The sequence below is a fragment of the Aeromonas sp. R9-2 genome (assembly GCF_040908025.1).
GTDB classification, from domain to species: domain Bacteria; phylum Pseudomonadota; class Gammaproteobacteria; order Enterobacterales; family Aeromonadaceae; genus Aeromonas; species Aeromonas veronii.
In genome coordinates, this window is record NZ_JBFOCX010000031.1 from 81,944 (window position 1) to 103,132 (window position 21,189).

Below are 21,189 nucleotides of genomic sequence, written 5' to 3' on the forward strand. Positions count from 1 at the left end.
GTGGCAGGTAAGCCACTATATTTGCCCCGTGTCGCCGTGAAAAATGGCTTTTATGACTGTCTGGTATAGGTGAATTCTATGGATGTGCGAACCCTGCGTGCGTTTGTGGCTGTATTCGAGGAGCGCAACATCACGGCGGCGGCCACCCGCCTCTTCATTACCCAGCCCACCCTCTCCACCACCATCAAAACGCTGGAGGATGAGCTGGGGGTGACCCTGTTTGTGCGGCAGGCGCGCGGGGTGGAGGGGACCGAAGCGGCGCACCGGCTCTATCCCCGCGCCAAGCGGCTGATCGCCGATACCGACTCCCTCGCCCGCGAGTTTCGTGAAACCTCCCCCTGCCTCGAGCTGACGGTGGGAATTGAGGCGGATCTGGGTGATGGCGTGGTGGGGGCGCTGGTGCAAGGGGCGCTCGCCCACGAGGAGATCCTGCTGACTCTGGAGGAGGGCTGTTGTGGCGATGTGCGGCTGGGCTGTGAATCCCTGCGCTGTGGCGACGAGCTCTTTATCCCTCTGCTGGAGGAGGAGTTTGTGCTGGTGCTGCCGCCGGATCATCCGCTAGCGGGCAAGGGGGCGCTAACGCCGGCTGAGCTGGCGGATGAGCCCTGGGTCACTTGCTCGCGCCACGATTCCCACCTGCGGCTGATCGCCATCCTCGGTAATCAGGCGCCGCTCTATCCACGGCGGGCGGGGTCGCTGCGACTGGCGGCGACTATGGTGGCTGCCGGGGCGGGGATCGCCTGGCTTCCCCGTTCGCTTTGTCCGTCCGGCTGTACAGTCGCCGAGCTGGCGGCCTCTTCCTTCAAGCGGCGGGTGGGGCTCTGCTACGCCCCCGATGCGTTGCGCTCGATGGCGGTGACCGCCCTGCTGGAGCAGGTACGCGGGATGCAGCTCACCGCCTGATGTCGGCATAAAAAAGGGCCATCCGGTGGGATGGCCCTGTTGCAGGCAACGAAGTTGCGTGGCTAGAGCGACGCCCACCAGAGCCGCAGCTGCAAGCCCCACTTCGAGCTCCAGCCGGTGGTGCTGCTCACAAGCGTCCCATCCTTGATGACGAGGAAAGTGGGTGTGACCCCTACCTGCCACTTGGCGGCCAGCGCTCCCGACTCGTCGTTGTGGGTCGGGAAGGTGAGCCTTTTCTTGCTCATCCCCTTGGCTAACTGCTCCGAATTGCCGGAGCGCAGCGCCACCGTCAGCACGTGTTCCCCCTCTTGCCAGAGCTGCTGTACCGCCGGGGTGGTGAAACGGCAGACACCGCACCAGCTGGCCCAGTAGTAGACCAGCAGCGGCTTGCCGCGGCTAAGGGTGGCGAGATCCGTGCTGCTGCCATCCTGCAGGGTGACGGGGGCGCTCATCGCCCCCTCTGGCAGGGTCGGGCTGCGCCACAGATCCAGCAGGGTCGAGATGACCAGCGCCATCAGCAGCAGCCAGAGCGCCTCCTTTCCCCAGCGTCGCCAGCGGGGTTGAGGGTTGGTAGTCATCCTTTACCCCTGCTTGGCCAGTTCGGCCTGCACCAGCTGCTCCAGCTCCTCATAGGGGATGGCGCCCGGCACCAGCTGGTTGCCGATAAGCGTCGCCGGTGTGCCCTGTACCCCCAGAATGGTGCCGATGCGCAGGCTGTTGCGCAGCTCCTCGGTCGCCTTGGCGGCCGGTTTGAGCGCGGTATTGCCGGTGGCGGCCAGCGCCTTGTTGATGTCCGCCTCGGTCAGCATCCCCTGCTTGCTCATCAGCTTGTCGTGCAGGGTGAGGAAGCGGGCGGGATCCTGTTGCCACAGAGTCAGGCTGTATTGGGCCGCCTTGGCGGAGGTCTGCCCCTTGAACGGCAGCAGCTTGATCACCAGCCCCAGATCGTCCGGATAGGCCTTGAGCAGCTTGGTCAGCTGGGGATCGAACTGCTTGCAGTAGGGGCAGTTGTAGTCGGTGAACAGTACCAGCGTCAGCTTGGGGTTCTTGGCGCCGAGGCGCGGGCTGGTGGCGCTGTTGAACAGCACATCCTTGTTGCCCTTGATGAAGTTGCCAAGCTGCGCCTCCTGGGCTGCCGCGTTCTGTTTCTCCCAGGATTCGGCGGCCTCGTCGAGGATCTTGGGGTTGGCGATCAGGGTCTCGCGGATCAGCTCCTTGATGCGCGCCTCCTGCTCCGGGGTGAAGGGGGCTGCGTGCAGGGCCGGAGCCAGCAGGGTTGCGGAAAGGGAGGCCAGCAGGGTCAGGGCGCTAAGAGTCGGTTTCATGGTTGCTCCTTAAAATCGGGTGGTGCCAGCCTGAAGCAGGCCAGCCTTGTGCAATGTGGTCAGCAGATCGTCCTTATCGAGCAGGGGTGACAGCGTGACCCCTTGCGGCAACTCCGGGCCGTAAATCTGGTTGAAGGGGACGGCCGCCGCGCCCCGCTTACGCAGGAAGGCGGCGATGGCGTCGCTCGGTTTGCTCCAGTCGCCGCGCAGGGCCACCACATCGGGGGCAGAGAGGGCCTGTTGTACCTCATCGCGCAGCAACACGTTGTATTTGTTGGCCTTGCAGGTGACGCACCAGTCGGCGGTGACATCGATAAAGACCCGCTTGTTCTGGGCCAGCGCATCTGTGATGGCGCGTTCGGAGAGCGGCTGCCAGACCACCTTGTCAACACTGGCCGAGCCCTGCGCGCTAAAGGCGCCACTCAGCAGCAGGGGGCTGCCAATCAGTGCGGCGAGGGCGATCGCCAGCGTGAAGCCGCGCATGCCGTAACGCCAGATGATGCCACTCAGCAGCGCCAGCAGCATGGCAACTATCAGCCAGCCGGTGGCATAAGTGCCGAGATGATTGTCGAGCAGGCTGGTGAGCCAGAGGCTGGAGCCCAGCATCATCAGGCCGAGCAGGATGCGCAGATGGTTCATCCAGCGCCCCGGTTTCGGCAGCCAGAGGGCGAGCCGTGGCAGGGCCGCCACCAGCAGCCAGGGCAGGCTCATGCCAATTCCCAATGCCGTGAAGATCAGCCAGAGCTGGCCAAGTGGCGCCGCCAGCGCAAAGGCCACCGCGGTACCGAGGAAGGGAGCCGAGCAGGGGGTAGCCAGCAGAGTGGCGAAGCTCCCCTGCAGGAAGTGACCGCCGAGGCCGTTGCCGCCGCTGGTGGCGAGGCGGGTGCTGAGGGCGCTGGGCAGGCGGATCTCGAACAGCCCCAACAGGTTGGCGCAAAACAGCATGGTGACCAGCACCATCAAGCCGATAAAACCGGCGCTCTGGAACTGGATGCCCCAGCCAACGGCCCCTTGCGTGGCGCGTAGCAGGCTGTTCATGGCCGCTAGCACCCAGAAGGAGGCGATGATCCCGGCGCTGGCGGCGAGGAACTGCTTGCGCACCGCTCCCTGTTCACGCTTCTGATGTTGCAACACAGTTCCCAGCTTGAGCGCCAGCACCGGCAGCACGCAGGGCATCAGGTTGAGGATCAGGCCGCCGAGCAGCGCTGCTCCCAGCAGCCAGAACAGCGAATGGCTCTGGTTGGGCAGTGCAAGTGGCGCGCCGATCGTCCCCTTGCCCTGCCACGCCTGTTCGCCGCTGGTGAGCAGCAGGCCGAGGGATTGGCCGCGCAGATCCGGCGCATCCCCCTGCCAGCCATCGCTCACCGGCACCCGGGCGATCAGGGTGTTGCCCTCGACCTCAAGCGCCGGTTTGCCAAACTCGGCCCCCTCCAGAGCGTCGATAAAGAGCGCTGGTGATTGCCAGCCCTCTGCCCGCTCGGCGCGCAGTTGCAGTTGGTTGTGCTGATAACCGAGCTCGATCCGGGTCTCAGCAGGCAGCGGCTGGGGCAGGTTGCTGATGGCCTTGGCCCAGCCGAAGTCGAAACCGGCTGGCGCTCGCCCATCCACCGCCAGGGTGAAGGGAAAGTCGGTCAGGATGCAGACATTGCTGCAGGTGGAGAGGCGTAGAGTTCCCTTGAGCGGTTGCCCTGCGGGATAGTTGAGGCTGAGGGGGAAGGTCACATCCCCCTGATAACCCTGGGTGCTGAGCCCGGCTACCTCGAAGTGGCGTGGCACCGGCCAGCGCCACTGAAAGTCACCGACCGGTTCGTCCCACAGGATCTGGGGAGCAATGCCCCCTTCTCCCGGACTGTGCCAGTAGGTCTTCCAGCCCGACTCCAGCTCGACATCGAGCAGGATGCGGGTCTGATCTGCCGTGCTGCGGTCGGCCTGCAGCCGTACCCGGGCGTGATCATTCTGTGGGCTGGTGAGCCAGCCCGTGTCGCTGGCCAATCCCATGGATTGCCACAGCAGACCGCCCAGTAGCAGGGCCGCCTTGAAGAGATTCGACATCTTTTTGGTCTCGCAATAATTGAGTGACAGCTAACGGAAGAACGCTGCCGAACTCATTCCCGCCAGACGCAGAGGGTGAGGTGCAGACGCCGCTCGGGCGGCGAGATGACTCTGGGAGGGGGCAGTGGCGGTGTGTAGCGCCAAAGGGGAGCCAGCAGGGCGATCAGCACGGCCACGGCAAAGAAGAGCTGTTCGACGCAGAGCAGGGTGGCGGCGCTTAGCCACTTGCCGTTGAGCTGGCAGCTGGTGGGCTGCGGGCTGGCCGGTTTGGCATCCTCTTGATCCGTTGCCGAGCCTGGAACGGGCAGTGCTTGACAGCTGAGGGCGTGATCGAGCAGGGCAAGCCGGGCCAGCGGCTGGGCCGCACAATTGAGCACCAGCAGGCAGACCAGCAGCAGGAGATGTTTCGCTACCCGTTGTTGCAACATCATGTTCGCCCCGTCCATCAAGATGGGGCCATCCTAACGACCAATGGCGGGTGGGGCAAGTCGGCGGCGTCGTATTGATGTGCAGGAGTGTGGGGGGCGCGACGGGGAGGGTGGTCGGTTCTGTTTGGCGAACGCTTGTTCGCTAAAAGGGGGATCAGTATACTGCGCCGAGTTAAAACTCGAGGTGTTCGATGCTCAAAATTGCCCGTGTGCTGCTGCTTGGTCTGCTGCTCATTTTCTGGTTCCTGTTCGGCCTGCTGCTCTGTCTGGTTCGTCCGCGCCATCCCAACAACGTCTATGTCTTCGCCCGCATGTATCACGCGGTCTGCCCGCTGATCGGGCTGCGAGTCAAGGTGACGGTGGCCGACGAGGTCAAATCGGTCGGCCCGGCGGTCTACGTCTGCAACCACCAGAGCAACTTCGACATCTTCACCGTGACCGGTGCGGTGCAGCCCGGTGTGGTAGCGGTGGGCAAGAAGAGCCTGCTCTGGCTGCCGCTGTTCGGCCTTATCTTCTGGCTCTCCGGCAACGTGCTGATCGACCGCTCCAACCGCTCCCGTGCCATCGGCACCATAGGTCAGGTGGTGGATCGCATCAAGAACCGCGGCACCTCCATCTGGATGTTCCCGGAAGGGACCCGCTCCCAGGGACGTGGCCTGCTGCCGTTCAAGGCGGGCGCTTTCCACACTGCGGTACAGGCTGAAGTGCCCGTGGTGCCCATCGTCTGCTCCAGCTACTTCGGTCAGGTCGACCTCAATCGCTGGGATAACGGCGAAGTGCTGGTGGAAGTGATGGCCCCGGTCTGCAGCAAGGAACACGGTGCCAGCGGCATTCGCGATCTCTCCGACACCTGCCGTGCCCGGATGGAGGCCAAGCTGACCGAACTGGACAGCAAGCTGGGCCACAGCCACGCCGCCTGACGGATAGCGCAGACGAATCGACAAGGGAGCCACAGGCTCCCTTTTTTGTTGGTAAAAATCACCACCAGGTTGGCTATTCTCACCAACAAGCCCTTCTTGAATTTCCTCAGTAAATTCCCATCTATATGTAAAACAACAATAATTTTTCTTGGCACGGCTCTTGTAATGCTATGGGAAGAGATAGCCATCCCATCAACAAGGAGCCAGACCATGAGCGTATTCAGCCGCCTGACCGACGTGATAAATGCCAACCTGCACAGCCTGCTCGACAAGAGTGAAGAGCCGGAGAAAATGCTGCGCCTGATGATCGAAGAGATGGAGCAGGTGCAGGTCGAGATGCGTACCCAGGCTGCCCGCGTGATTGCCGAACAGAAGCAGCTGGAGCGTCACCTGCAGGCGTTGCAGGCGCAGATCCTGGAGTGGTCGGCCAAGGCCGAGCTCGCCATCCAGAAGGGACGTGAGGATCTGGCCCGCGCCGCCCTTACCGAGAAGCTGGCGGAGGTCAAAAAATGTGAACAGCTGGAGCAGGATAAGGTCCGAGTGGCCGAGGTGCTGGCCCAGCTCACCGCCGACAGCGAGCGGCTGGCGGCCAAGCTGAGCGAGGCTCGCGAGAAGCAGAAACTGCTGACCCTGCGCGAGCAGACGGCCCACAGCCGCATTCGTGCCCGCGCCCAGGTGGACAACCAGCGTATGCATGAGCTGATGGCGCGCTTTGACGGTTTTCAGGGCCGGGTCGATCAGCTGGAAGCCCAGCTGGAGGCGGCCACCCTGGGGCAGAATCCCTCGCTGGAGGCCCAGTTCCGCGAGCTGGAGCTCAATGACGAGATCGAGCGCGAGCTGGCTCGCCTCAAAGGCCAGAAGGCGGAGGTGTAATCATGAGCCCCTGGCCCAAGGATCTGGTGCATCGCAAGCTGACCGGGGTCTGCGCCGGTATTGCCAGGCGGTTGGGGGTCTCCAGAGTCACGGTGCGGGTGGTGGCACTGCTCGCCCTGATCCTGATGCCGCCGCTGGCACTGGCCGCCTATCTGCTGGCGGTGCTGGTGATGCCGCCCCGTTATGAATTGAAGCGCTGGCTGGATTGACCGAAGGGTTGATCAGCCGGCAGACAAGGTACTGATAAGGAGCAAGTTATGCTGGAATTTTTCATCTTGCTGGTGGTGCTGCTGGTCATGGCACTGACCGGTTTTACCCTGGTAGCCATGTTGCTGGTGAGCGGCCTGTTCGTGCTGCTTGGGGCGCTGGGCGGCATGCTTGCTCTGATCATCAAGCTGGCCCCCTGGTTGCTGCTGGTGCTGGCGGTTTGCTGGCTGATCAGTAACCGCAGCAAGCGTTCCAATACCTACCTCTAACCCGCCTGAGGTTGTGCAAGACGTTGTGTGATGCTCCCTGATTTCCCCTTTCCGGCCACTCATCGAGTGGCCTTTTTTTGCCTGTCGTCCTCAAGGCTGGGTGGCTGCGGGTAACCACTGGGGGCTCCAGCTCTGCCAGAGTGCCGGGCTTTTTATCAGCTGTTCTTTGAAGGATTTTGGCTGCTGCTTGAGGCGATATTCGATGCGCAGGGCCGCCCCCTTCTCGCCGACTTCCTGTTGCCACGCCAGCGTCAGTGGCCCCTTGCCGCGCAGGGCGCGAGCGCCCTTGCCACTCTGGTGCTGGCGCAGGCGGCGCAGTGGGTCCGTGCTGATCCCGGTATAGAGCAGGCCGGTGGCGGTGCGCACCATATAGACAGACCAGCGGGAAGGGGCGGAAGGTTGCTGTACCGGTGTGGTGGTCGCGGGTTCTCTCATTCAAATTCTCTGTGCCAAACTCAGAGGCAGCTCAAGGAGGTGCGATGAGAGTCTGGTTTTGGTTGTGGTTATTGTTGTCGGTCCCGGCTCTGGGGGAGACGATCCGTCTCTACGATTACCATCAGCATCCCCCCTTCAACACCGGAGTGGATGCAGGGCTGAGCCGCGAGCTGGTCAAGTATCTCAATGAAAAGCTGGGGGGTGAACCCAGAATCGAGCTTTGGCTGGTCAATCGCGCCCGACTGGCGCTGGAGATGGGGGATCCCGACTTTGACGGTCTGGTGGTCTGGGTCAATCCCGCCTGGGTGGGGGATCCCCATCGCGAGCGCTATCTCTGGACCTTTCCAGTGATGCGCGACACCAACGAGCTGGTCTCGAACATTGACAACCCGGTCACCTATCGCGGGCCAGACTCCCTCAAGGGGTTGGTGTTTGGCGGGGTGGAGGGTTACCGCTATCAGGGGATCGATGATGCAGCTGGCCGCGGGGAGCTGGTGCGTCAGGATGCCAAGAAGGTGAAGACCAACCTCGAGCTGCTGGTGCGCGGCCGCATCGATGTGACGCTGGTTAGTGGTTCATCGCTGGGCTTTTTCATCGACGCACAGCATTATCAGGGCAAGCTGTTTATCTCGCCCTTCCCCCAATCCAGCTATACCCGCCATATCCTGTTGCCCAAATCCCGTCCCGAGCTGCATGCCACCCTCAACGACATCGCCGAGCAGATGGACAGGGATCCCCGTTGGCACAAGGTGCTGGAGTCCTATCGCGGTACGCCCTGAGGGCGGCGCTTGAGCCGGTGCAGTGGCAACAGGCTCACCAGCAGACCTGCCCAGACAAAGGCGAAACCGACTGCCTTGATGGGGTCCGGCGCCTCACCAAACCAGTAGATGGCGAGCAGGAAGGCGAGGCTGGGCTCGATATATTGCAACAGTCCCACCGTGCTCATCCGGGTTCTCGCCACCGCATAGCAGAAGAGCCCCACCGGCAGCAGAGTAGCGGGCGCACTGCCCATCAGCAGCAGCTTGTCGGCCAAATCCCCGTTCACGAATGCCCCTTCCCCGTGCCACGCCAGTGTGCCGATGATGATCAGCGCGACGGGCAGTTGCACCATGGCTTCCAGATAGAGGCTGGTGCCGGTGTCGTAGTGGATCTTCTTCTTGATAAGGCCATAGCAGGCGAAGTTGGCCCCCATGATGAGGGAGAACCAGGGGAGTTGGCCGTAGCAGAAGAGCATGTAGGCGAGCCCCGCTAGTGCCAGGGCGACCGCCAGATGCTTTTGCGGGGTGAGTCGCTCTTTGAGGAAGATGACGGCGAATACGATATTGAACAGCGGGGTCATAAAGAAGGCGAGGCTGGTGGTCAGCACTTGCCCGGTAGTGAGGCACCAGGTGAACATGCACCAGCTGATGGACATCACGGGGCCCGCCAGCAGAATGAGGCCGAGCTGGCGCGGCTCGCTGCGCAGTTGTGCCCAGGGCACCTTGTGGCCAAGCAGCAAAAACAGGGCACCCAGCAGCACCACAGACCAGAGCACCCGGTGGGAGATCAGCTCCCACATGTTGACCTCAGGCATGAATTGATAATAGAGCGGCAGCATCCCCCACAGGATGAAGGAGAGGGTCGCGGTGCCGGTACCTAGCCAGTTTTTCATTATTGTCCGTTTATTAAATTAAACACTCATGGCGATAGTATGGGGCGCGCCCTGTTTCCACAAGAGGGAAAACAGGGAAATGCTGGTACTATCAACGTCATGCAGCGAATCGATAAGTTGTTTGAGCAAATCAGGGCCTGCCGTCTGTGTGAGGCTCATCTGCCGCTGGGGCCTCGTCCGGTGATCCGCGGGGCCGAGAGTGCCCGCTTGCTGATCATCGGTCAGGCGCCCGGCACCCGGGTGCATGCCAGCGGTATCCCGTGGGATGACCCCTCCGGTGACAGGCTGCGTCAGTGGCTCGGGGTCGATAAGGCCACCTTTTACGACGAATCCCGCATCGCCATCATGCCGATGGGGCTCTGTTATCCCGGCAGGGGAAAATCCGGCGATCTGCCGCCGCGCCCAGAATGTGCGCCCACCTGGCACGACAAGGTATTGATGCTGTTGCCCAATATCGAACTGACCCTGCTGATCGGCCAGTATGCACAAGCCCATTACCTGCGGGGAGCTGCCAAGGGATCGCTCACCGACACGGTGCGCAGCTGGGCTGACTATGGCCCAGGCTGGCTGCCGTTGCCTCACCCTTCACCGCGCAACACCCTCTGGCTCAAAAAGAATCCCTGGTTCGAGCAGGAGGTCATCCCTCATCTGCAGCAAAGGGTCGCCCCTTTGCTGAAACGACCCTGAGTATTAGACCGCTGGCTCGGCCAGCGGCTTTGGCTTGCTGCGCGCCATGGCGATAAGCGGCAGGACGATACAGATACAGCCCAGCAGCAGCGGCAGACCCGGCTGCTCGTCAAACAGCCATACCCCGATGGCTACCGCCATCAGCAGACCGGTGTACTCCGCCGAGGCGATCTTGCTCGCTTCCGCCTTGCGATAGGCCACCACGCACAATCCCGCATAGACCATGATCAGCGCCGAGGAGCCGAAGGCGGGCCACCACATCTGCCACTGCCAGTCGCCCCCTTCCCACAAGGCCAGCGCGAGAATGAAGGGCATGCTCAGCACGTTGGTGAAAAACAGGGTCTGGGCGATGGGCTGCTTAAGCGGGATCCGCTTGATCAGCAGATTGTTGAGCGCCATCGACAGCGCTACCCCGAGCGCCGCCAGTGCGGCCCAGTTCACTTCGGTCGGGCGCAGCACGATCAGTACCCCGATAAAGCCGATCAGCGCGGTCAGCACCTTCTGGCGCGAGATCGCTTCCCCCGCCATCCACACCGCCAGCGGCACCATCATCAGGGGGGCGGCATAGAAGAGGGCATTGGCAGTGGCGAGCGGCAAGCGGGTGAGGGCCACTACCATCAGGCAGACGCCGACCGCCCAGATATGGGCCCGCAGCAGGTGCCACTTGATGGCCACCGGTGGATTGCGGCGCCATGACCAGAGCAGCCAGGGCATCAGCAGAATGGCGGCCGAGAGCTGGCGGAAAAAGACAAACTGGAAGATGGGCTGATCCGGCTCCAGCACCTTGACCAGCGCATCGGAAAAAACCGCCACCATATTGCCTAGCACCAGATAAAGGATGCCGATCCCTACTGCATTCATACCACCTCCCACTTCAGATGAGGGGAGGGTAGCGTGCCGGTTGATATCCAGTAAAATGATAAAAAATGACCATTCATGAGATATTTAGATAATGAAGCTTCCTCCCCTGCGTGCGGTGCAATATTTCGAGGTGGTGGCCCGGCTGCTCAGCTTCTCCCGCGCCGCTCTGGAACTGAACGTCAGCCAGAGTGCGGTCAGCCACCAGATCCGTCTGCTGGAGGATTTTCTGGGTGAGCGCTTGCTGCTGCGTCAGGGGCGGTTGCTCTCGCTGACAACCCAGGGGGAGAGCTACTTCGAGGGGATTGCCGCTGGGCTCAGCCAGATTGCCCAAAGCAGCGAACAGTTGCGCGGGGGCGGCGAGATGCGAGTCCGGCTCGCGGTCTACAGCTCCTTTGCGGTGAAGTGGCTGATCCCCCGCCTGGCCGGATTACGCCAGCTCTACCCCGAGCTGGATTTGAGTCTGGAGATGGTGGCGGAGGATCCCGAACTCTCCGATAGGGTGGCGGACTGCTTTATCACCGTCTCACCCCACGGGCGTGGTTACTGTCACGATCTTATCTATCAGGAGCGGCTCTTTCCGGTCTGCAGTCGCCGTCTGTTGCAGCAGGTCAGCGGGGAGTGGCCTGATGCCATCTGGCAGCTGCCGCTGCTCTCGGTGCAGTCCATTTACAAGGCGCGGGGCGAGGATTGGCAGCGCTGGGCCAAGGCGGGTGGGCTGGTGATCCCAGACGAGGCGCGGATGCACCACTTCAGCCATGTGTTGTTGGCGATGGAGGCGGCGGCCTGGGATCAGGGGGTGGCGTTCGTGAATGACTACATGCTGCGCCCCGATGATCCCCAGCTGGTGGCCTTGCCAGTACACCAGCTGGAGACGGGGGATGCCTTCTACTTTACCTGCAAGCGCTCGCGGGCCCATGAGCCCGCCATCAGCCGGTTGCGCCAGTGGCTGATGATGGAGACACGCCAGAGCATGCCGCTCTAGCCTGCACCGTTACGCTCTCTTGAACTGGCTCAGCACAAACAGGCTGGTGGCGCAGACGACGACCGAAGGTCCTGCTGGAGTATCCTGATACCAGGAGAGGGTCAATCCACCCAGCACGGCGAGACAGCCGATCAGCGCGGCAAAGCCAGCCATCTGCTCCGGCGTCTGGCTGAAGCGGCGAGCGGTGGCGGCGGGGATGATCAGCAGGGAGGTGATGATCAGCGCCCCGACAAATTTCATCGCCACGGCGATCACCAGCCCGATCAGCAGCATCAATACGCAGCGCAGCACATCGACCCGGATCCCCTCTACCCGTGCCAGCTCTTCCGAGATGGTCATGGAGAGCAGGGGATCCCACAGTCGCCACAGGGTGAGCAGTACCAGCGCGCCACCGCCGTAGATCCAGAGCAGATCCATCGGTTGTACCGAGAGCAGGTCGCCGAACAGGTAGGCCATCAGATCCACCCGCACGTTATCCATAAAACTCAAGGTAACCAGACCGAGGGACAGGGCGCTGTGGGCCAGAATGCCGAGCAGGGTATCAGTTGCCACCTGCTGGTTGCGACTCATGATCACCAGCAGCATCGCCATGGCGAGGCAGCAGACCACCACCGCCAGGGTGAGATCGACCTGCAGCAGGATGCCCAGCGCGATGCCGAACAGACAGGCATGGGAGAGGGTGTCTCCAAAATAGGCCATCTTGCGCCATACCACGAAGCTGCCGAGGGGACCGGCCAGCAGGGCGATGCCGAGACCGGCCGCGAGGGCGTATAACAGAAAGCTGTCCACTTGAATGTCCTGTTGCTTGCGCTATTAGCTGTGAGTGTTGTTGCGAGAAGGCAGGCGGATGACGGGGGCCTGCGGTTCATGATGATGGTGTTCGCCGTCGCAATGGTGATGGTGGGTATAGACCGCCAGCACCTCCTGCTCCGGTCGCCCGAACAGACGGGCAAATTCGGGGTGGCGGGCCACGCTTTCCGGCTCGCCATGACAGCAGACGTGGCGATTGAGGCAGATCACCTCGTGGGTGCTGGCCATCACCAGATGCAGATCGTGGGAGACCATCAGCACGGCGCAATTAAATTCGGCGGCGAGTTGACCGATCAGGGCGTAGAGCTCGATCTGGCCGGTGATATCGACCCCTTGCACCGGCTCATCCAGCACCAGCAGCTCGGGTTTGACCAGCAGGGCGCGAGCCAACAGCACCCGCTGCATCTCGCCGCCGGAGAGTTTTTGCATCCGGTTTTCCAGCAATCCCTCTGCGCCAACCCGGGCCAGTGCCTCCTCGATGGAGAGGCGGCTATTTTTGCCCAGTTGCAGGAAGCGGCGCACCGTCAGCGGCAGGGTGGGATCCAGATAGAGGCGCTGTGGCACATAGCCGACTCTCAGATCGCGGCTGCGGGTGATCTTGCCCGAGTCCGGGGTGAGCAGACCCAGCACCAGCTTGCTCAGGGTGCTCTTGCCTGCCCCGTTGGGGCCGACTAACGTGGTGATTTTGCCTTTATTGAGGGTAAAGGAGACCTTGTCGAGCACAGAGCGTCCATCAAACGAGAGAGAGACCTCTTTCAGCTCTACCAGTTGGCTCATGACAACTCCGGGGTTTACAGCCAGTGAGAGTTATAATATAACAAAAAGCAGCTGTTATATTATCACATACTCACCCCCTGACGAGATTCACCAATGAGAATTATTGCGCTTTTCACTGCCCTGCTGGCGGTGAGTTTGCCTGTTCGTGCCATTGAGGTACTGACCACCATCAAGCCCCTTGGCTTCATCGCTGCGGCGATCACTGACGGGGTGAGCGAGCCCAAGGTATTGCTGCCGACCGGAGCCTCTCCCCACGATTTCTCCCTGCGCCCTTCCGATATTCGCAACATCAACAGTGCTGGGCTGGTGGTGTGGGTTGGCCCCGAGCTGGAAGGTTTTATGGCCAAGCCGCTGGCCAATCATCCCCATGCTCTGGCCCTGACTCAGGTTGAGGGGATGCCGCTGTTCAACTACGCGAGTCAGGATAGTCATGACTCCCATGACCATGATGATCACGTTCATGCCTCCCACGAGCACGGTAACCATGATCATGATGAAGGGCATGAGGGACATCATCACGAAGGGGTCGATCCCCATATCTGGCTTGGCCCGACGCAGGCCAAGGTGATTGCCAAGGCGATCGCAAGTGAATTGGGCAAGCTGGATCCGGCCAATCAGGCTCGCTATGACGCCAACCTCGCGGCATTTGATGCCAACGTGGATGCCAAGGACAAGGTGATTGCCGGCCAGATGAAGGCAGTGAATGAGAAGGGGTACTTTGTCTTCCACGAGGCGTATGGCTACTGGGAGCGCCATTACGGCATGAGTTCAAAAGGTCACTTTACCGTGAGCCCTGAGCGTCGCCCGGGCGCCAAGACGCTAGTGGATATCCGCAAGGCACTGGAAGAGAAGCAGGCGAGCTGCATTTATGCCGAGCCGCAATTTTCACCGGCAGTGATCGAATCGGTGGCACGCAATACTGGCGCCAAGGTGCTGTTGCTTGATGAGGTGGGTGAACAGGTGCCGCTTGGCCCGGATGGTTATCCCCAATTCATGCAACAACTGGCAGACGCATTTGCCCAATGTCGCTGATTAGCGGCTGAGTCTCTCATCCGGACGGACTATACTGACCTCCAGCATCTGACATGGAGTGTCCGGTATGAAATGGTTGTTGATCCCGGCCTGCACACTGGCGCTATGTTGCGCCAGTGTGCAGGCTTCGCGCCTTTCCGAATATATTGCCAGCCCCGATCTGCGGGCCAAGCTGCAGGAAGTGTATGGTGGCAGGGCCATCCAGCGGGCCGAGGCATTTTCTCGCTTGCTCACCCCCAGAGCGGGTACAACCGACCAGCAGAAGATCGAGCTGGTGAACAACTACTTCAACAATCTCACCTACAGCGAGGATCCCAAGCTGTGGGGGGATGAGGATTACTGGGCCAATCCGCTGGAGTTCATCGGTGCCCGGGGTGGGGATTGCGAGGATTACAGCATCTCCAAGTACTACACCCTGATGGAGCTGGGGGTGGATGAGAAGAAGCTGCGGCTGGCCTACGTCAAGGCGGTGCGTTACAACCAATTCCACATGGTGACGCTCTACTTCCCGACGCCCAAGGCTGATCCACTGGTGCTCGACAACATCAACAGCCGGATCCTGCCAGGCAGCAAGCGTACCGACCTCATTCCCGTTTACAGTTTCGATGCCAAAAGCATCTGGATCATGAAGTCACGGCGGGAAGGGACGCTGGCGGGGAGTGCCGATCGGTTGGCGCAGTGGACATCGATGAAGACCCGTTTCTCCAGCGAGCAACTGCGCTCTCCTCGTCGTCAGCTATAGCTTGCCCGCCGCCTTCAACTCATCGAAATATTTCGCCGCGCCCGGATGCTGCTCAATACTCAGCACCGGGCCGGTTTTATTGCGTGCCCGGTGAAACATATTGGCGTAGCCATAAGTCTGCTCATTGAACTTGGTCTGCTGGGTCAGCATGGCCTTGGTCAGGCGATAGACAGACTCTTCCGGCATGGTGGCATTGGTGACCAGGGTGGCGGCAATGGCAAAGGTGGGAGTCGCCTTCAGATTGCCGGGGTAGATGCGGGCGGGCACCTGACTACGTTGGTAATATTTGACCCCTTTGAGTAGCTGATCACGGGTGGCCCCATCGATGGGGAGGAAACTGACCGCGCAACGTTTGGCGGTGTCGAGCACAATCCGGTTAGGGTGTCCCATCACCAGTGCAAATGCATCGATCTGCTTGCTACAAAGCGCATCCGGCAGGTTGGCCATGCTTTTCAGATCGAGATCCTGCTCTTTCGCTCCCAAGATGTTGAACAGGGTCAGCGCCGTCTGGCGTGTTCCCGAGCTCTTCAACCCCATGTCGATGGGGGCGAGCTTGAGCTGTTCCAGTGAAGTGATATCGCCATCGGCACGGATCACTATGGTGAAGGGCTCGGCATGGGTGGCAAACAGGGCGCGCAGCTCAGGCTGCGGCTGCGTGGCAAAAGGGCCCAAGCCCTGGCTTGCCTGATATAGCCAGTCTGACTGCACCATGGCGTAGGCGGTCTCGCCACTCTTCAGTCGCGTCAGGTTTTCTATTGAACCCGATGAGCTCTGCAGTGTGCACGCAAGTTGCTCGTCGACCTCATGAGCCAGACGGCAAAACTCTTTGGTTATCTGGTGATAAATCCCCTGCTCACCCCCAGTGGTGATAGTGACGGTTTCAGCCATCAGGCCGGGTTGCCACAGCAGGGGCAACAGCATGGCGAGCTTCTTCATGATTGCGCCTCCTTGGCATAACCATCGATACCCCAGGTCCGCAGTTTGTCGATGTCGCGACACTCTCCCGATTCTGCCAGCAGGGTATAACCGGCAGCATGCATGGTTTGGGAGAGCAGATTCCAGTAGAGCGGCGCATCGGTCAGCTGACAGCTGATAAAAATGGGATTGAGCGGGTCAAGTTGATTGAAGGTATCCGCATTGAGGGGAATGGCGCTGAAGGCGAGCTCACATCCCTGTTCCTGCAACGCAGCCAATGTGGCTTGGCCGTGGGCGGGAAAGGTGACCACATCCCAGCGCCAATCCAGTGTTTTGCTGCGGCCCTGGCTTAGCAGAGGGGCGATCTCGGACCATTGCGGGTGATTGAGCAGGGAGAGGGGCAGCAAGACCCCTTCTATATGAGAGTGCTGCCACTGTTGCAGGGCGCTCTGGATGGTCGCGAGATCGCTGTCGGCTCCGAGGGGCTGGTTGGGCAAGAAACGCTGATAGAGCGCGATCTCCCCTTGTGTGGAGACAAATTTTTGCAGTTGCCCGCCTTCCGGCAGCGGGCTCACTCCTTGCAGCGGCTGTGGGGGCGTCAGTGGCAGCTGTTTTCCCAGCTGGGTGATCTTGAGTCGTTGTTGCAGCAGATCCCGTTTGCGTTCGGAAACCAATTGGTTGATGGAAAGTGCCACTTCTTTGAGGTCTTGCAACCAGGGAGTGGGCAGGGTGCTGTTGAACTGGTGTTTGCGGATACGGATCAGCTGCAGGTTGATCTGCTCCAGGGGCTGCAGCAGGCGTTGGCACACCAGGGAGATGATCAGGGTAAATACGACGAGGCCCGCCAGCAGCGCCAGACCGGTGCGACTGATGGCATTCCACAGATGCTGATAGGCGTAGCCGCTATGCCCCTCAAGGGTCAGAGTGCCCAGCATGCGCCAGCCATCGGTCAACTCTTGCTCAATTTTGACGGGCGGCATGCCGATAACCGAGGGAAGCCAGCCGGGGACATTTTGTTGGGTAGAGTGGAATACCTTCTGAAACAGCACCTGACCATCCGGATCCACCAGAATGACCGAGCTGACGAAGCCGCCGTCGAACATGGCATTGACGATGGTTTCGGCCAGCACATTGTCGTCATTGAGCAGGGTTCCTTGCAGCACCAGCCCGAGAGCGGTGATGGCGGTTTCCAGGTTGGCTGACATCTGGTCGAGGATGGATTGGCGGACTGTCGTGACTTCCAGTGCAAACAGCAGCGCTGCACCGATCAGGAACAGGACGACAATTATTCTGATTAACAGTTTTGCTAACGACATATCCACTCCATGGAAAAGTTATCGCAACATTTTGGGTTTCTATTCAGTATCGAATCCGACCCGGTTCTTAAAAATAGGAAAAAATGGTTAAAAAAGACGATCATTTCTGCCCATCCGGGCGGGTTATGCATAAAATGTGAGGTTCATGCAGATTGTGATGAACTATTTGTAACTATTTGTGTCCAACAAACAGTTTTATACGGTTTTGTCACAACTGACATCGCAACTCACACTCTTTAGATCTAAATACAGGATAGCGGATGAAACGTCTCCGTCCCTTGGTAGTACAGGCTGCCAATTGGGAACCACCGGTTCCCCGCAAACACTTTTACGCCATGCTGATGCTGACGGCCATGACCCTGTCAGCAGTGGCATTATTGCCAGCTCCGGGTGACATCCTTGAGCGGCCGCTGCGTCTTGAGTTGCCCATTGATACCGCAGGTACGGCAACCAACGAAAACAACACCGACTTTAACGAAATTCCCGATCACGAACTGGTTGATCAAAGTGCGCCGGATGACGACATCCCGGTTGATACCACCCCCCAGTGGCAGGATTACCGGGTCCGCAACGGCGAAAACCTGACCGCCATTTTTAACAATCTCGGTCTCTCCACCACCACCCTTTACAAGGTGCTGGACGCGGACAACAAGAACTATCTGGCGCGCCTCAAGCCGGGCCAGAATATCGAGCTGCTGATCGATCAGGACAACATCCTGCAGCAACTCAAAATCCGCCTGAACATCAAGCAGACGCTGGTGATGGCGCGCAGCGATGATGCCTATACCGCCTCCATGATCAATGAGAAGGTCGAGTGGCAACCGCAGCGTTACAACGGCGTGATCAACGGCAGCTTCTATGTCAGTGCCCGCAATGCGGGGATTCCGGCCAACCATATCCAGAAAATTGCCAACCTGTTCCAGTGGCGAATGAATTTCGCCAAGGATCTGCAGAAGGGCGACAAGTTCAAAGTGCTGGTACGCCAGGAGACGGTGGAAGGCAAGAGCACTGGCAACAGCCAGCTGCTGGGTGTGGAAGTGACTAGCCAGGGCAAGACGGTGTCGGCCTGGCTCTCCGATGACGGCAACTATTACGACGGTCAGGGCAACAGTCTGGAGCGCGGATTCCGCCGCTACCCGACCCACAGCCGCTATCGGATCAGCTCCAATTTCAACCCGGCGCGCAAACATCCGGTAACCGGTATGGTGCGTCCTCACGAGGGCACCGACTTTGCGGTGCCGGTGGGCACGCCAGTGCTGGCGACTGGCGATGGTATCGTCCAGAAGGCAACCAGCCACCCGCTAGCGGGCACTTATATCGTCATCAAGCATGGCCGTACTCTCTCTACCCGTTATCTGCACCTGAGCAAGCTGCTGGTCAAAACCGGTCAGCGAGTGAAGATGGGCGACAAGATCGGCCTCTCCGGCAACACTGGTCGTTCTACCGGTGCTCACCTGCACTACGAGCTGCGGATCAACAACCGCCCGGTCAATGCCATGACAGCCAAGCTGCCGATGGCTGAACCGCTCAGCGGCAAGGAGCGTCGTCAGTTCCTTGCCAAGGTGAAGAGCTACCGCAAGGAGCTGGCCGCGGGTTGATTCCTGTCGTCACAGCCTGAAATGAAAGGCCCCGCCAGATTGGCGGGGCCTTTTTACATGCGCCGTGAGGGTCAATAACCCTTGTCGAAGTCGATCTTGCCGTCCAGTGGCTGGCCATCGATAAAGCGGATGTAGTTGCGCACAAAGATCTGGGCTACATCATCCGGGAAGCTGTAGGCGCTGTTGTGGGGGGTGACGATGAGGTTGGGTTGGCCCCACAATGGACTGTCGGCGGGCAGCGGCTCCTGCTCGAACACATCCAGCACTGCCATCGCCAGCTTGCCGGTACGCAGTGCGGTGAGCAGATCGCCAGAGTGCACGGCGCTGCCACGACCGACGTTGAACAGGATGGCGCCCGGTTTGCAGTGTTCGAAGCGGGCGGCATTGAACAGATGACGGGTATCGCGGGTGGCTGGCAGCACGCTGACGATGACATCGGCCTGCGCCAGCATCTTGTTGAGCGCAGGTAGCTGATAAACCTGATCAAACCCGGCCCGCTCCCGACCGCTGCGGCTGATGCCCAGCACCTTCATGCCAAAATGTTTGCCGGTGTGGGCGATATGCTGGCCAATGCTGCCGGTCCCCAGGATCAGCATGGTGCGCCCCTTGAGACCCTGATAGGGGTGGCTTTGCCACAGTCGCTGTTTCTGCTGCTCCCGATAAAGGGGGATTTGGCGCATCAGGCTGAGCAGATGACCAAAGACATACTCGCTCATCAGCGGGCCGAAGATGCCGCGTACATTGGTGAGTTGATAATCACGGCGACTGTCAGGATCGAGCAGCACGTCGACCCCGGCATAGGTGGACTGGAACCAGCTCAGCTTGTTGGCTTTGGGCAGCAGTGGCTTGGCGCGGGCTGGTTCGGCCAGCAGAATATGGGCCTCGCCGATAAATTGTTCGGCATCGCTCGGGTTGTCGGCCCGCAGAATGCGCAGATGAGGGAGGTTGGCCGCTTTTAGCAGACGTTCGTAGTGAGCATTATCCTGGCTGAGCAAAAGAAGGGTACGTTGGCTCATACTCTTGTTCCTTATCAGAATTTGCGGCGCGACAAGATGCCGCTCTCGTCCCATCTTACCCGAGTTGCCAGCGCAACATAGCCGACCAGGGCGCTTTTTCGTTTTCGCCACGCCCCTCGTGGGCTACAATCTGCCCCACATTTTGCAAAGGATCCGACTCCAGTGTTTGGTGACAAGTTTTATAAGCGACTGGCCGAGCTACAGCCTTGGCAACAGACCGTCTACACCCTGGCGCTGGCAGAGCGCATGTACCCCAACTATGCCCTGTTCTGTCAGGCCTCCGGCTTTGGCAATGCTGGTGCTTTCCGGCATGCGCTGGATCAGATGTGGGTCTACCTCACCGTCAAGGGATCCAGGGTCAATCTGGGTGCCATTCTCGAAGAGTTCGAGTCTCACATTCCGGATCCCCGCAAGTTTGAATCCTACGGTGCCTATCCTGCGCTGGATGCCTGTGTTGCGCTGGGCTGCGCCTACAACTCGGTGATCTGCCGGGTCGGCGAAGAGGCCAACGATGCCAGCCATGCGTCAGTCGGTACCGTGGCCGGTTTTATCGAGCTGCTGGAAGAGCGGGATCTGACCGAAGAGGAGCTCTACGAGCACGAGTACATGGAAGCTGAGCTGGAGTTCCAGGTTGAACTGCTCAAGCGGGTTGCCCATGAGCGCGACAGCGATCGTATCCTGGCCATCAGAGCATTCGCCTCTCAGGATGGCGTCTCCAATATCGGGATCAGCCTGGAAGAGTAATCCTCTACGACCCCTGATAGAACAAAGCTCCCTTTCGGGAGCTTTTTTTATGCCTGAAATTGTTCAGCAGCTTATGCCTGCTCTTCGGTGAGGGGTCTGACGCTCAGCACCGGGGCTGCGTCGATTTCGTCTGCATTCATCATGGAGGAGATGCGTTGCAGGGAGGAGAGCAGCAGGGTCTGTTCCCACGCTTCCAGCGCCTGAAAACGCTGGATGAAGCGCTCTTGTAGCGGGGTGGGGGCCTGGGCCAGCAGGGCGCGGCCTGCGTCAGTCAGTGTCGCGTGAACCTTGCGCTTGTCGGTATTGCTGCGAACGCGCTGCACCAGTTGGCGGCTCTCCAATCGGTCCATGATGGTGGTGGCGGTGGCCTGACTCATGTTGGTGTGATCGGCCAGCTGGCGCATGGAGATCTGTCCCAGCTCGTCGATCCCTTTGAGCAGCAAGAGTTGCGGGGAGGTGAGCCCGGCTTCTTTAATCAAGCGCCTGGAGTGCATGTCGATGGCACGAATAATCTGGCGCAGGGCGACCAGCACTTCATCATGTTTTTCCATTGGGTGTGCGTCATTGGAAGGCTATGGAGAGGAGCAAAATTTTCCGCCTAATTCGTCACAAGGTCAATATGGTTTTTGATGTAATAATTTCTGCT

General features: G+C 60.2%; 25 protein-coding genes. 12 read left to right on the forward strand and 13 right to left on the reverse strand.

Annotated elements, in window-relative coordinates; all coding sequences use genetic code 11:
• Positions 1–78: 78 nt before the first annotated feature.
• Positions 79–903, forward strand: coding sequence for a LysR family transcriptional regulator (locus AB5Y71_RS17620; protein ID WP_368172110.1), 825 nt, complete (start codon positions 79–81; stop codon positions 901–903).
• A 62-nt stretch (positions 904–965) separates the two neighbouring features.
• Here AB5Y71_RS17620 and AB5Y71_RS17625 read toward each other — a convergent pair whose 3' ends face one another.
• The 4 genes from AB5Y71_RS17625 to AB5Y71_RS17640 are packed head-to-tail and all read right to left on the reverse strand — an operon-like array spanning position 966 to position 4,711.
• Complete coding sequence (locus AB5Y71_RS17625; RefSeq protein ID WP_199416248.1) at positions 966–1,481, reverse strand: protein disulfide oxidoreductase; 516 nt, start codon at positions 1,479–1,481, stop codon at positions 966–968.
• A gap of 3 nt (positions 1,482–1,484) precedes the next feature.
• A complete protein-coding gene (locus AB5Y71_RS17630) occupies positions 1,485–2,228 on the reverse strand; it encodes a DsbA family protein (protein WP_005363069.1) in 744 nt (247 codons plus the stop codon).
• A 9-nt stretch (positions 2,229–2,237) separates the two neighbouring features.
• Positions 2,238–4,280 carry a protein-disulfide reductase DsbD family protein gene (locus AB5Y71_RS17635; RefSeq protein ID WP_368172111.1) on the reverse strand — a complete coding sequence of 681 codons (2,043 nt, stop codon included), beginning with the start codon at positions 4,278–4,280 and terminating at the stop codon, positions 2,238–2,240.
• A gap of 53 nt (positions 4,281–4,333) precedes the next feature.
• Positions 4,334–4,711, reverse strand: a complete 378-nt coding sequence (locus tag AB5Y71_RS17640) for a hypothetical protein (RefSeq protein ID WP_005354882.1) — start codon at positions 4,709–4,711, stop codon at positions 4,334–4,336.
• Positions 4,712–4,899: 188 nt separating this feature from the next.
• Here AB5Y71_RS17640 and AB5Y71_RS17645 point away from each other — a divergent pair, with 188 nt between their 5' ends.
• From AB5Y71_RS17645 to pspG, 4 genes are all read left to right on the forward strand, one after another.
• Complete coding sequence (locus AB5Y71_RS17645; protein ID WP_005335875.1) at positions 4,900–5,628, forward strand: 1-acylglycerol-3-phosphate O-acyltransferase; 729 nt, start codon at positions 4,900–4,902, stop codon at positions 5,626–5,628.
• Between the two features lie 210 nt (positions 5,629–5,838).
• Positions 5,839–6,501 carry a phage shock protein PspA gene (pspA, locus tag AB5Y71_RS17650; RefSeq protein WP_368172112.1) on the forward strand — a complete coding sequence of 221 codons (663 nt, stop codon included), beginning with the start codon at positions 5,839–5,841 and terminating at the stop codon, positions 6,499–6,501.
• A 2-nt stretch (positions 6,502–6,503) separates the two neighbouring features.
• Positions 6,504–6,710 (forward strand): PspC domain-containing protein, encoded by a 207-nt coding sequence (locus AB5Y71_RS17655; protein WP_005335873.1) that lies wholly within the window; start codon positions 6,504–6,506, stop codon positions 6,708–6,710.
• Between the two features lie 48 nt (positions 6,711–6,758).
• On the forward strand, positions 6,759–6,977 hold the full coding sequence (gene pspG, locus AB5Y71_RS17660; protein ID WP_005335871.1) for an envelope stress response protein PspG: 219 nt from the start codon (positions 6,759–6,761) through the stop codon (positions 6,975–6,977).
• Positions 6,978–7,067: 90 nt separating this feature from the next.
• On the opposite strand, the gene AB5Y71_RS17665 is transcribed toward pspG, so the two are convergent.
• Complete coding sequence (locus AB5Y71_RS17665) at positions 7,068–7,412, reverse strand: GIY-YIG nuclease family protein (RefSeq protein WP_368172113.1); 345 nt, start codon at positions 7,410–7,412, stop codon at positions 7,068–7,070.
• 44 nt (positions 7,413–7,456) lie between these two features.
• Between AB5Y71_RS17665 and AB5Y71_RS17670 the strand changes: the two genes are divergently transcribed.
• Positions 7,457–8,191 (forward strand): substrate-binding periplasmic protein, encoded by a 735-nt coding sequence (locus tag AB5Y71_RS17670; RefSeq protein WP_368172114.1) that lies wholly within the window; start codon positions 7,457–7,459, stop codon positions 8,189–8,191.
• Here AB5Y71_RS17670 and rarD read toward each other — a convergent pair.
• Complete coding sequence (rarD, locus tag AB5Y71_RS17675; RefSeq protein WP_042052465.1) at positions 8,173–9,063, reverse strand: EamA family transporter RarD; 891 nt, start codon at positions 9,061–9,063, stop codon at positions 8,173–8,175. The genes AB5Y71_RS17670 and rarD overlap by 19 nt on opposite strands.
• A gap of 99 nt (positions 9,064–9,162) precedes the next feature.
• Between rarD and AB5Y71_RS17680 the strand changes: the two genes are divergently transcribed.
• Positions 9,163–9,750 carry a uracil-DNA glycosylase family protein gene (locus AB5Y71_RS17680; RefSeq protein WP_043826081.1) on the forward strand — a complete coding sequence of 196 codons (588 nt, stop codon included), beginning with the start codon at positions 9,163–9,165 and terminating at the stop codon, positions 9,748–9,750.
• Between the two features lie 3 nt (positions 9,751–9,753).
• Here the strand turns inward: AB5Y71_RS17680 and AB5Y71_RS17685 are convergent, their stop codons facing one another.
• Positions 9,754–10,611: a DMT family transporter gene (locus tag AB5Y71_RS17685; protein ID WP_323876127.1), complete on the reverse strand. Its 858-nt coding sequence runs from the start codon at positions 10,609–10,611 to the stop codon at positions 9,754–9,756.
• 91 nt (positions 10,612–10,702) lie between these two features.
• On the opposite strand from AB5Y71_RS17685, the gene AB5Y71_RS17690 reads away from it, so the two are divergent.
• Complete coding sequence (locus AB5Y71_RS17690; protein ID WP_368172115.1) at positions 10,703–11,593, forward strand: LysR substrate-binding domain-containing protein; 891 nt, start codon at positions 10,703–10,705, stop codon at positions 11,591–11,593.
• 9 nt (positions 11,594–11,602) lie between these two features.
• On the opposite strand, the gene znuB is transcribed toward AB5Y71_RS17690, so the two are convergent.
• Positions 11,603–12,382 carry a zinc ABC transporter permease subunit ZnuB gene (znuB, locus tag AB5Y71_RS17695; protein WP_005354863.1) on the reverse strand — a complete coding sequence of 260 codons (780 nt, stop codon included), beginning with the start codon at positions 12,380–12,382 and terminating at the stop codon, positions 11,603–11,605.
• Between the two features lie 24 nt (positions 12,383–12,406).
• On the reverse strand, positions 12,407–13,180 hold the full coding sequence (znuC, locus tag AB5Y71_RS17700) for a zinc ABC transporter ATP-binding protein ZnuC (protein ID WP_088868438.1): 774 nt from the start codon (positions 13,178–13,180) through the stop codon (positions 12,407–12,409).
• Positions 13,181–13,273: 93 nt separating this feature from the next.
• Here znuC and znuA point away from each other — a divergent pair, with 93 nt between their 5' ends.
• Entirely contained in the window at positions 13,274–14,212 is a 939-nt protein-coding gene (znuA, locus tag AB5Y71_RS17705) for a zinc ABC transporter substrate-binding protein ZnuA (RefSeq protein ID WP_368172116.1), read from the forward strand.
• A 67-nt stretch (positions 14,213–14,279) separates the two neighbouring features.
• Positions 14,280–14,954, forward strand: coding sequence for a transglutaminase-like cysteine peptidase (locus AB5Y71_RS17710; RefSeq protein ID WP_042052461.1), 675 nt, complete (start codon positions 14,280–14,282; stop codon positions 14,952–14,954).
• Here the strand turns inward: AB5Y71_RS17710 and AB5Y71_RS17715 are convergent.
• Positions 14,949–15,890 (reverse strand): TAXI family TRAP transporter solute-binding subunit, encoded by a 942-nt coding sequence (locus AB5Y71_RS17715; protein ID WP_362786263.1) that lies wholly within the window; start codon positions 15,888–15,890, stop codon positions 14,949–14,951. The two genes, AB5Y71_RS17710 and AB5Y71_RS17715, sit on opposite strands and share 6 nt — an antisense overlap.
• On the reverse strand, positions 15,887–17,185 hold the full coding sequence (locus AB5Y71_RS17720; protein WP_368172117.1) for a LapD/MoxY N-terminal periplasmic domain-containing protein: 1,299 nt from the start codon (positions 17,183–17,185) through the stop codon (positions 15,887–15,889). The genes AB5Y71_RS17715 and AB5Y71_RS17720 overlap by 4 nt, the downstream gene beginning before the upstream one ends.
• A 260-nt stretch (positions 17,186–17,445) precedes the next feature.
• Here AB5Y71_RS17720 and mepM point away from each other — a divergent pair, with 260 nt between their 5' ends.
• A complete protein-coding gene (mepM, locus tag AB5Y71_RS17725; RefSeq protein WP_005354854.1) occupies positions 17,446–18,783 on the forward strand; it encodes a murein DD-endopeptidase MepM in 1,338 nt (445 codons plus the stop codon).
• Between the two features lie 71 nt (positions 18,784–18,854).
• Here mepM and AB5Y71_RS17730 read toward each other — a convergent pair whose 3' ends face one another.
• A complete protein-coding gene (locus AB5Y71_RS17730; RefSeq protein ID WP_368172118.1) occupies positions 18,855–19,799 on the reverse strand; it encodes a D-2-hydroxyacid dehydrogenase in 945 nt (314 codons plus the stop codon).
• Positions 19,800–19,961: 162 nt separating this feature from the next.
• Here AB5Y71_RS17730 and AB5Y71_RS17735 point away from each other — a divergent pair, with 162 nt between their 5' ends.
• Positions 19,962–20,543 carry a YjaG family protein gene (locus AB5Y71_RS17735; RefSeq protein WP_021231718.1) on the forward strand — a complete coding sequence of 194 codons (582 nt, stop codon included), beginning with the start codon at positions 19,962–19,964 and terminating at the stop codon, positions 20,541–20,543.
• 71 nt (positions 20,544–20,614) lie between these two features.
• On the opposite strand, the gene AB5Y71_RS17740 is transcribed toward AB5Y71_RS17735, so the two are convergent.
• On the reverse strand, positions 20,615–21,094 hold the full coding sequence (locus AB5Y71_RS17740) for a MarR family winged helix-turn-helix transcriptional regulator (protein ID WP_013723454.1): 480 nt from the start codon (positions 21,092–21,094) through the stop codon (positions 20,615–20,617).
• Between the last annotated feature and the right edge of the window lie 95 nt (positions 21,095–21,189).

Excerpts from the sequence above, each read along its gene's own strand:
- AB5Y71_RS17620 (WP_368172110.1), top strand. The coding sequence starts at position 79 with ATGGATGTGCGAACCCTGCGTGCGTTTGTGGCTGTATTCGAGGAGCGC.
- AB5Y71_RS17625 (WP_199416248.1), bottom strand. The coding sequence starts at position 1,481 with ATGACTACCAACCCTCAACCCCGCTGGCGACGCTGGGGAAAGGAGGCG.
- AB5Y71_RS17630 (WP_005363069.1), bottom strand. The coding sequence starts at position 2,228 with ATGAAACCGACTCTTAGCGCCCTGACCCTGCTGGCCTCCCTTTCCGCA.
- AB5Y71_RS17635 (WP_368172111.1), bottom strand. The coding sequence starts at position 4,280 with ATGTCGAATCTCTTCAAGGCGGCCCTGCTACTGGGCGGTCTGCTGTGG.
- AB5Y71_RS17640 (WP_005354882.1), bottom strand. The coding sequence starts at position 4,711 with ATGATGTTGCAACAACGGGTAGCGAAACATCTCCTGCTGCTGGTCTGC.
- AB5Y71_RS17645 (WP_005335875.1), top strand. The coding sequence starts at position 4,900 with ATGCTCAAAATTGCCCGTGTGCTGCTGCTTGGTCTGCTGCTCATTTTC.
- pspA (WP_368172112.1), top strand. The coding sequence starts at position 5,839 with ATGAGCGTATTCAGCCGCCTGACCGACGTGATAAATGCCAACCTGCAC.
- AB5Y71_RS17655 (WP_005335873.1), top strand. The coding sequence starts at position 6,504 with ATGAGCCCCTGGCCCAAGGATCTGGTGCATCGCAAGCTGACCGGGGTC.
- pspG (WP_005335871.1), top strand. The coding sequence starts at position 6,759 with ATGCTGGAATTTTTCATCTTGCTGGTGGTGCTGCTGGTCATGGCACTG.
- AB5Y71_RS17665 (WP_368172113.1), bottom strand. The coding sequence starts at position 7,412 with ATGAGAGAACCCGCGACCACCACACCGGTACAGCAACCTTCCGCCCCT.
- AB5Y71_RS17670 (WP_368172114.1), top strand. The coding sequence starts at position 7,457 with ATGAGAGTCTGGTTTTGGTTGTGGTTATTGTTGTCGGTCCCGGCTCTG.
- rarD (WP_042052465.1), bottom strand. The coding sequence starts at position 9,063 with ATGAAAAACTGGCTAGGTACCGGCACCGCGACCCTCTCCTTCATCCTG.
- AB5Y71_RS17680 (WP_043826081.1), top strand. The coding sequence starts at position 9,163 with ATGCAGCGAATCGATAAGTTGTTTGAGCAAATCAGGGCCTGCCGTCTG.
- AB5Y71_RS17685 (WP_323876127.1), bottom strand. The coding sequence starts at position 10,611 with ATGAATGCAGTAGGGATCGGCATCCTTTATCTGGTGCTAGGCAATATG.
- AB5Y71_RS17690 (WP_368172115.1), top strand. The coding sequence starts at position 10,703 with ATGAAGCTTCCTCCCCTGCGTGCGGTGCAATATTTCGAGGTGGTGGCC.
- znuC (WP_088868438.1), bottom strand. The coding sequence starts at position 13,180 with ATGAGCCAACTGGTAGAGCTGAAAGAGGTCTCTCTCTCGTTTGATGGA.
- znuA (WP_368172116.1), top strand. The coding sequence starts at position 13,274 with ATGAGAATTATTGCGCTTTTCACTGCCCTGCTGGCGGTGAGTTTGCCT.
- AB5Y71_RS17710 (WP_042052461.1), top strand. The coding sequence starts at position 14,280 with ATGAAATGGTTGTTGATCCCGGCCTGCACACTGGCGCTATGTTGCGCC.
- AB5Y71_RS17715 (WP_362786263.1), bottom strand. The coding sequence starts at position 15,890 with ATGAAGAAGCTCGCCATGCTGTTGCCCCTGCTGTGGCAACCCGGCCTG.
- AB5Y71_RS17720 (WP_368172117.1), bottom strand. The coding sequence starts at position 17,185 with ATGTCGTTAGCAAAACTGTTAATCAGAATAATTGTCGTCCTGTTCCTG.
- mepM (WP_005354854.1), top strand. The coding sequence starts at position 17,446 with ATGAAACGTCTCCGTCCCTTGGTAGTACAGGCTGCCAATTGGGAACCA.
- AB5Y71_RS17730 (WP_368172118.1), bottom strand. The coding sequence starts at position 19,799 with ATGAGCCAACGTACCCTTCTTTTGCTCAGCCAGGATAATGCTCACTAC.
- AB5Y71_RS17740 (WP_013723454.1), bottom strand. The coding sequence starts at position 21,094 with ATGGAAAAACATGATGAAGTGCTGGTCGCCCTGCGCCAGATTATTCGT.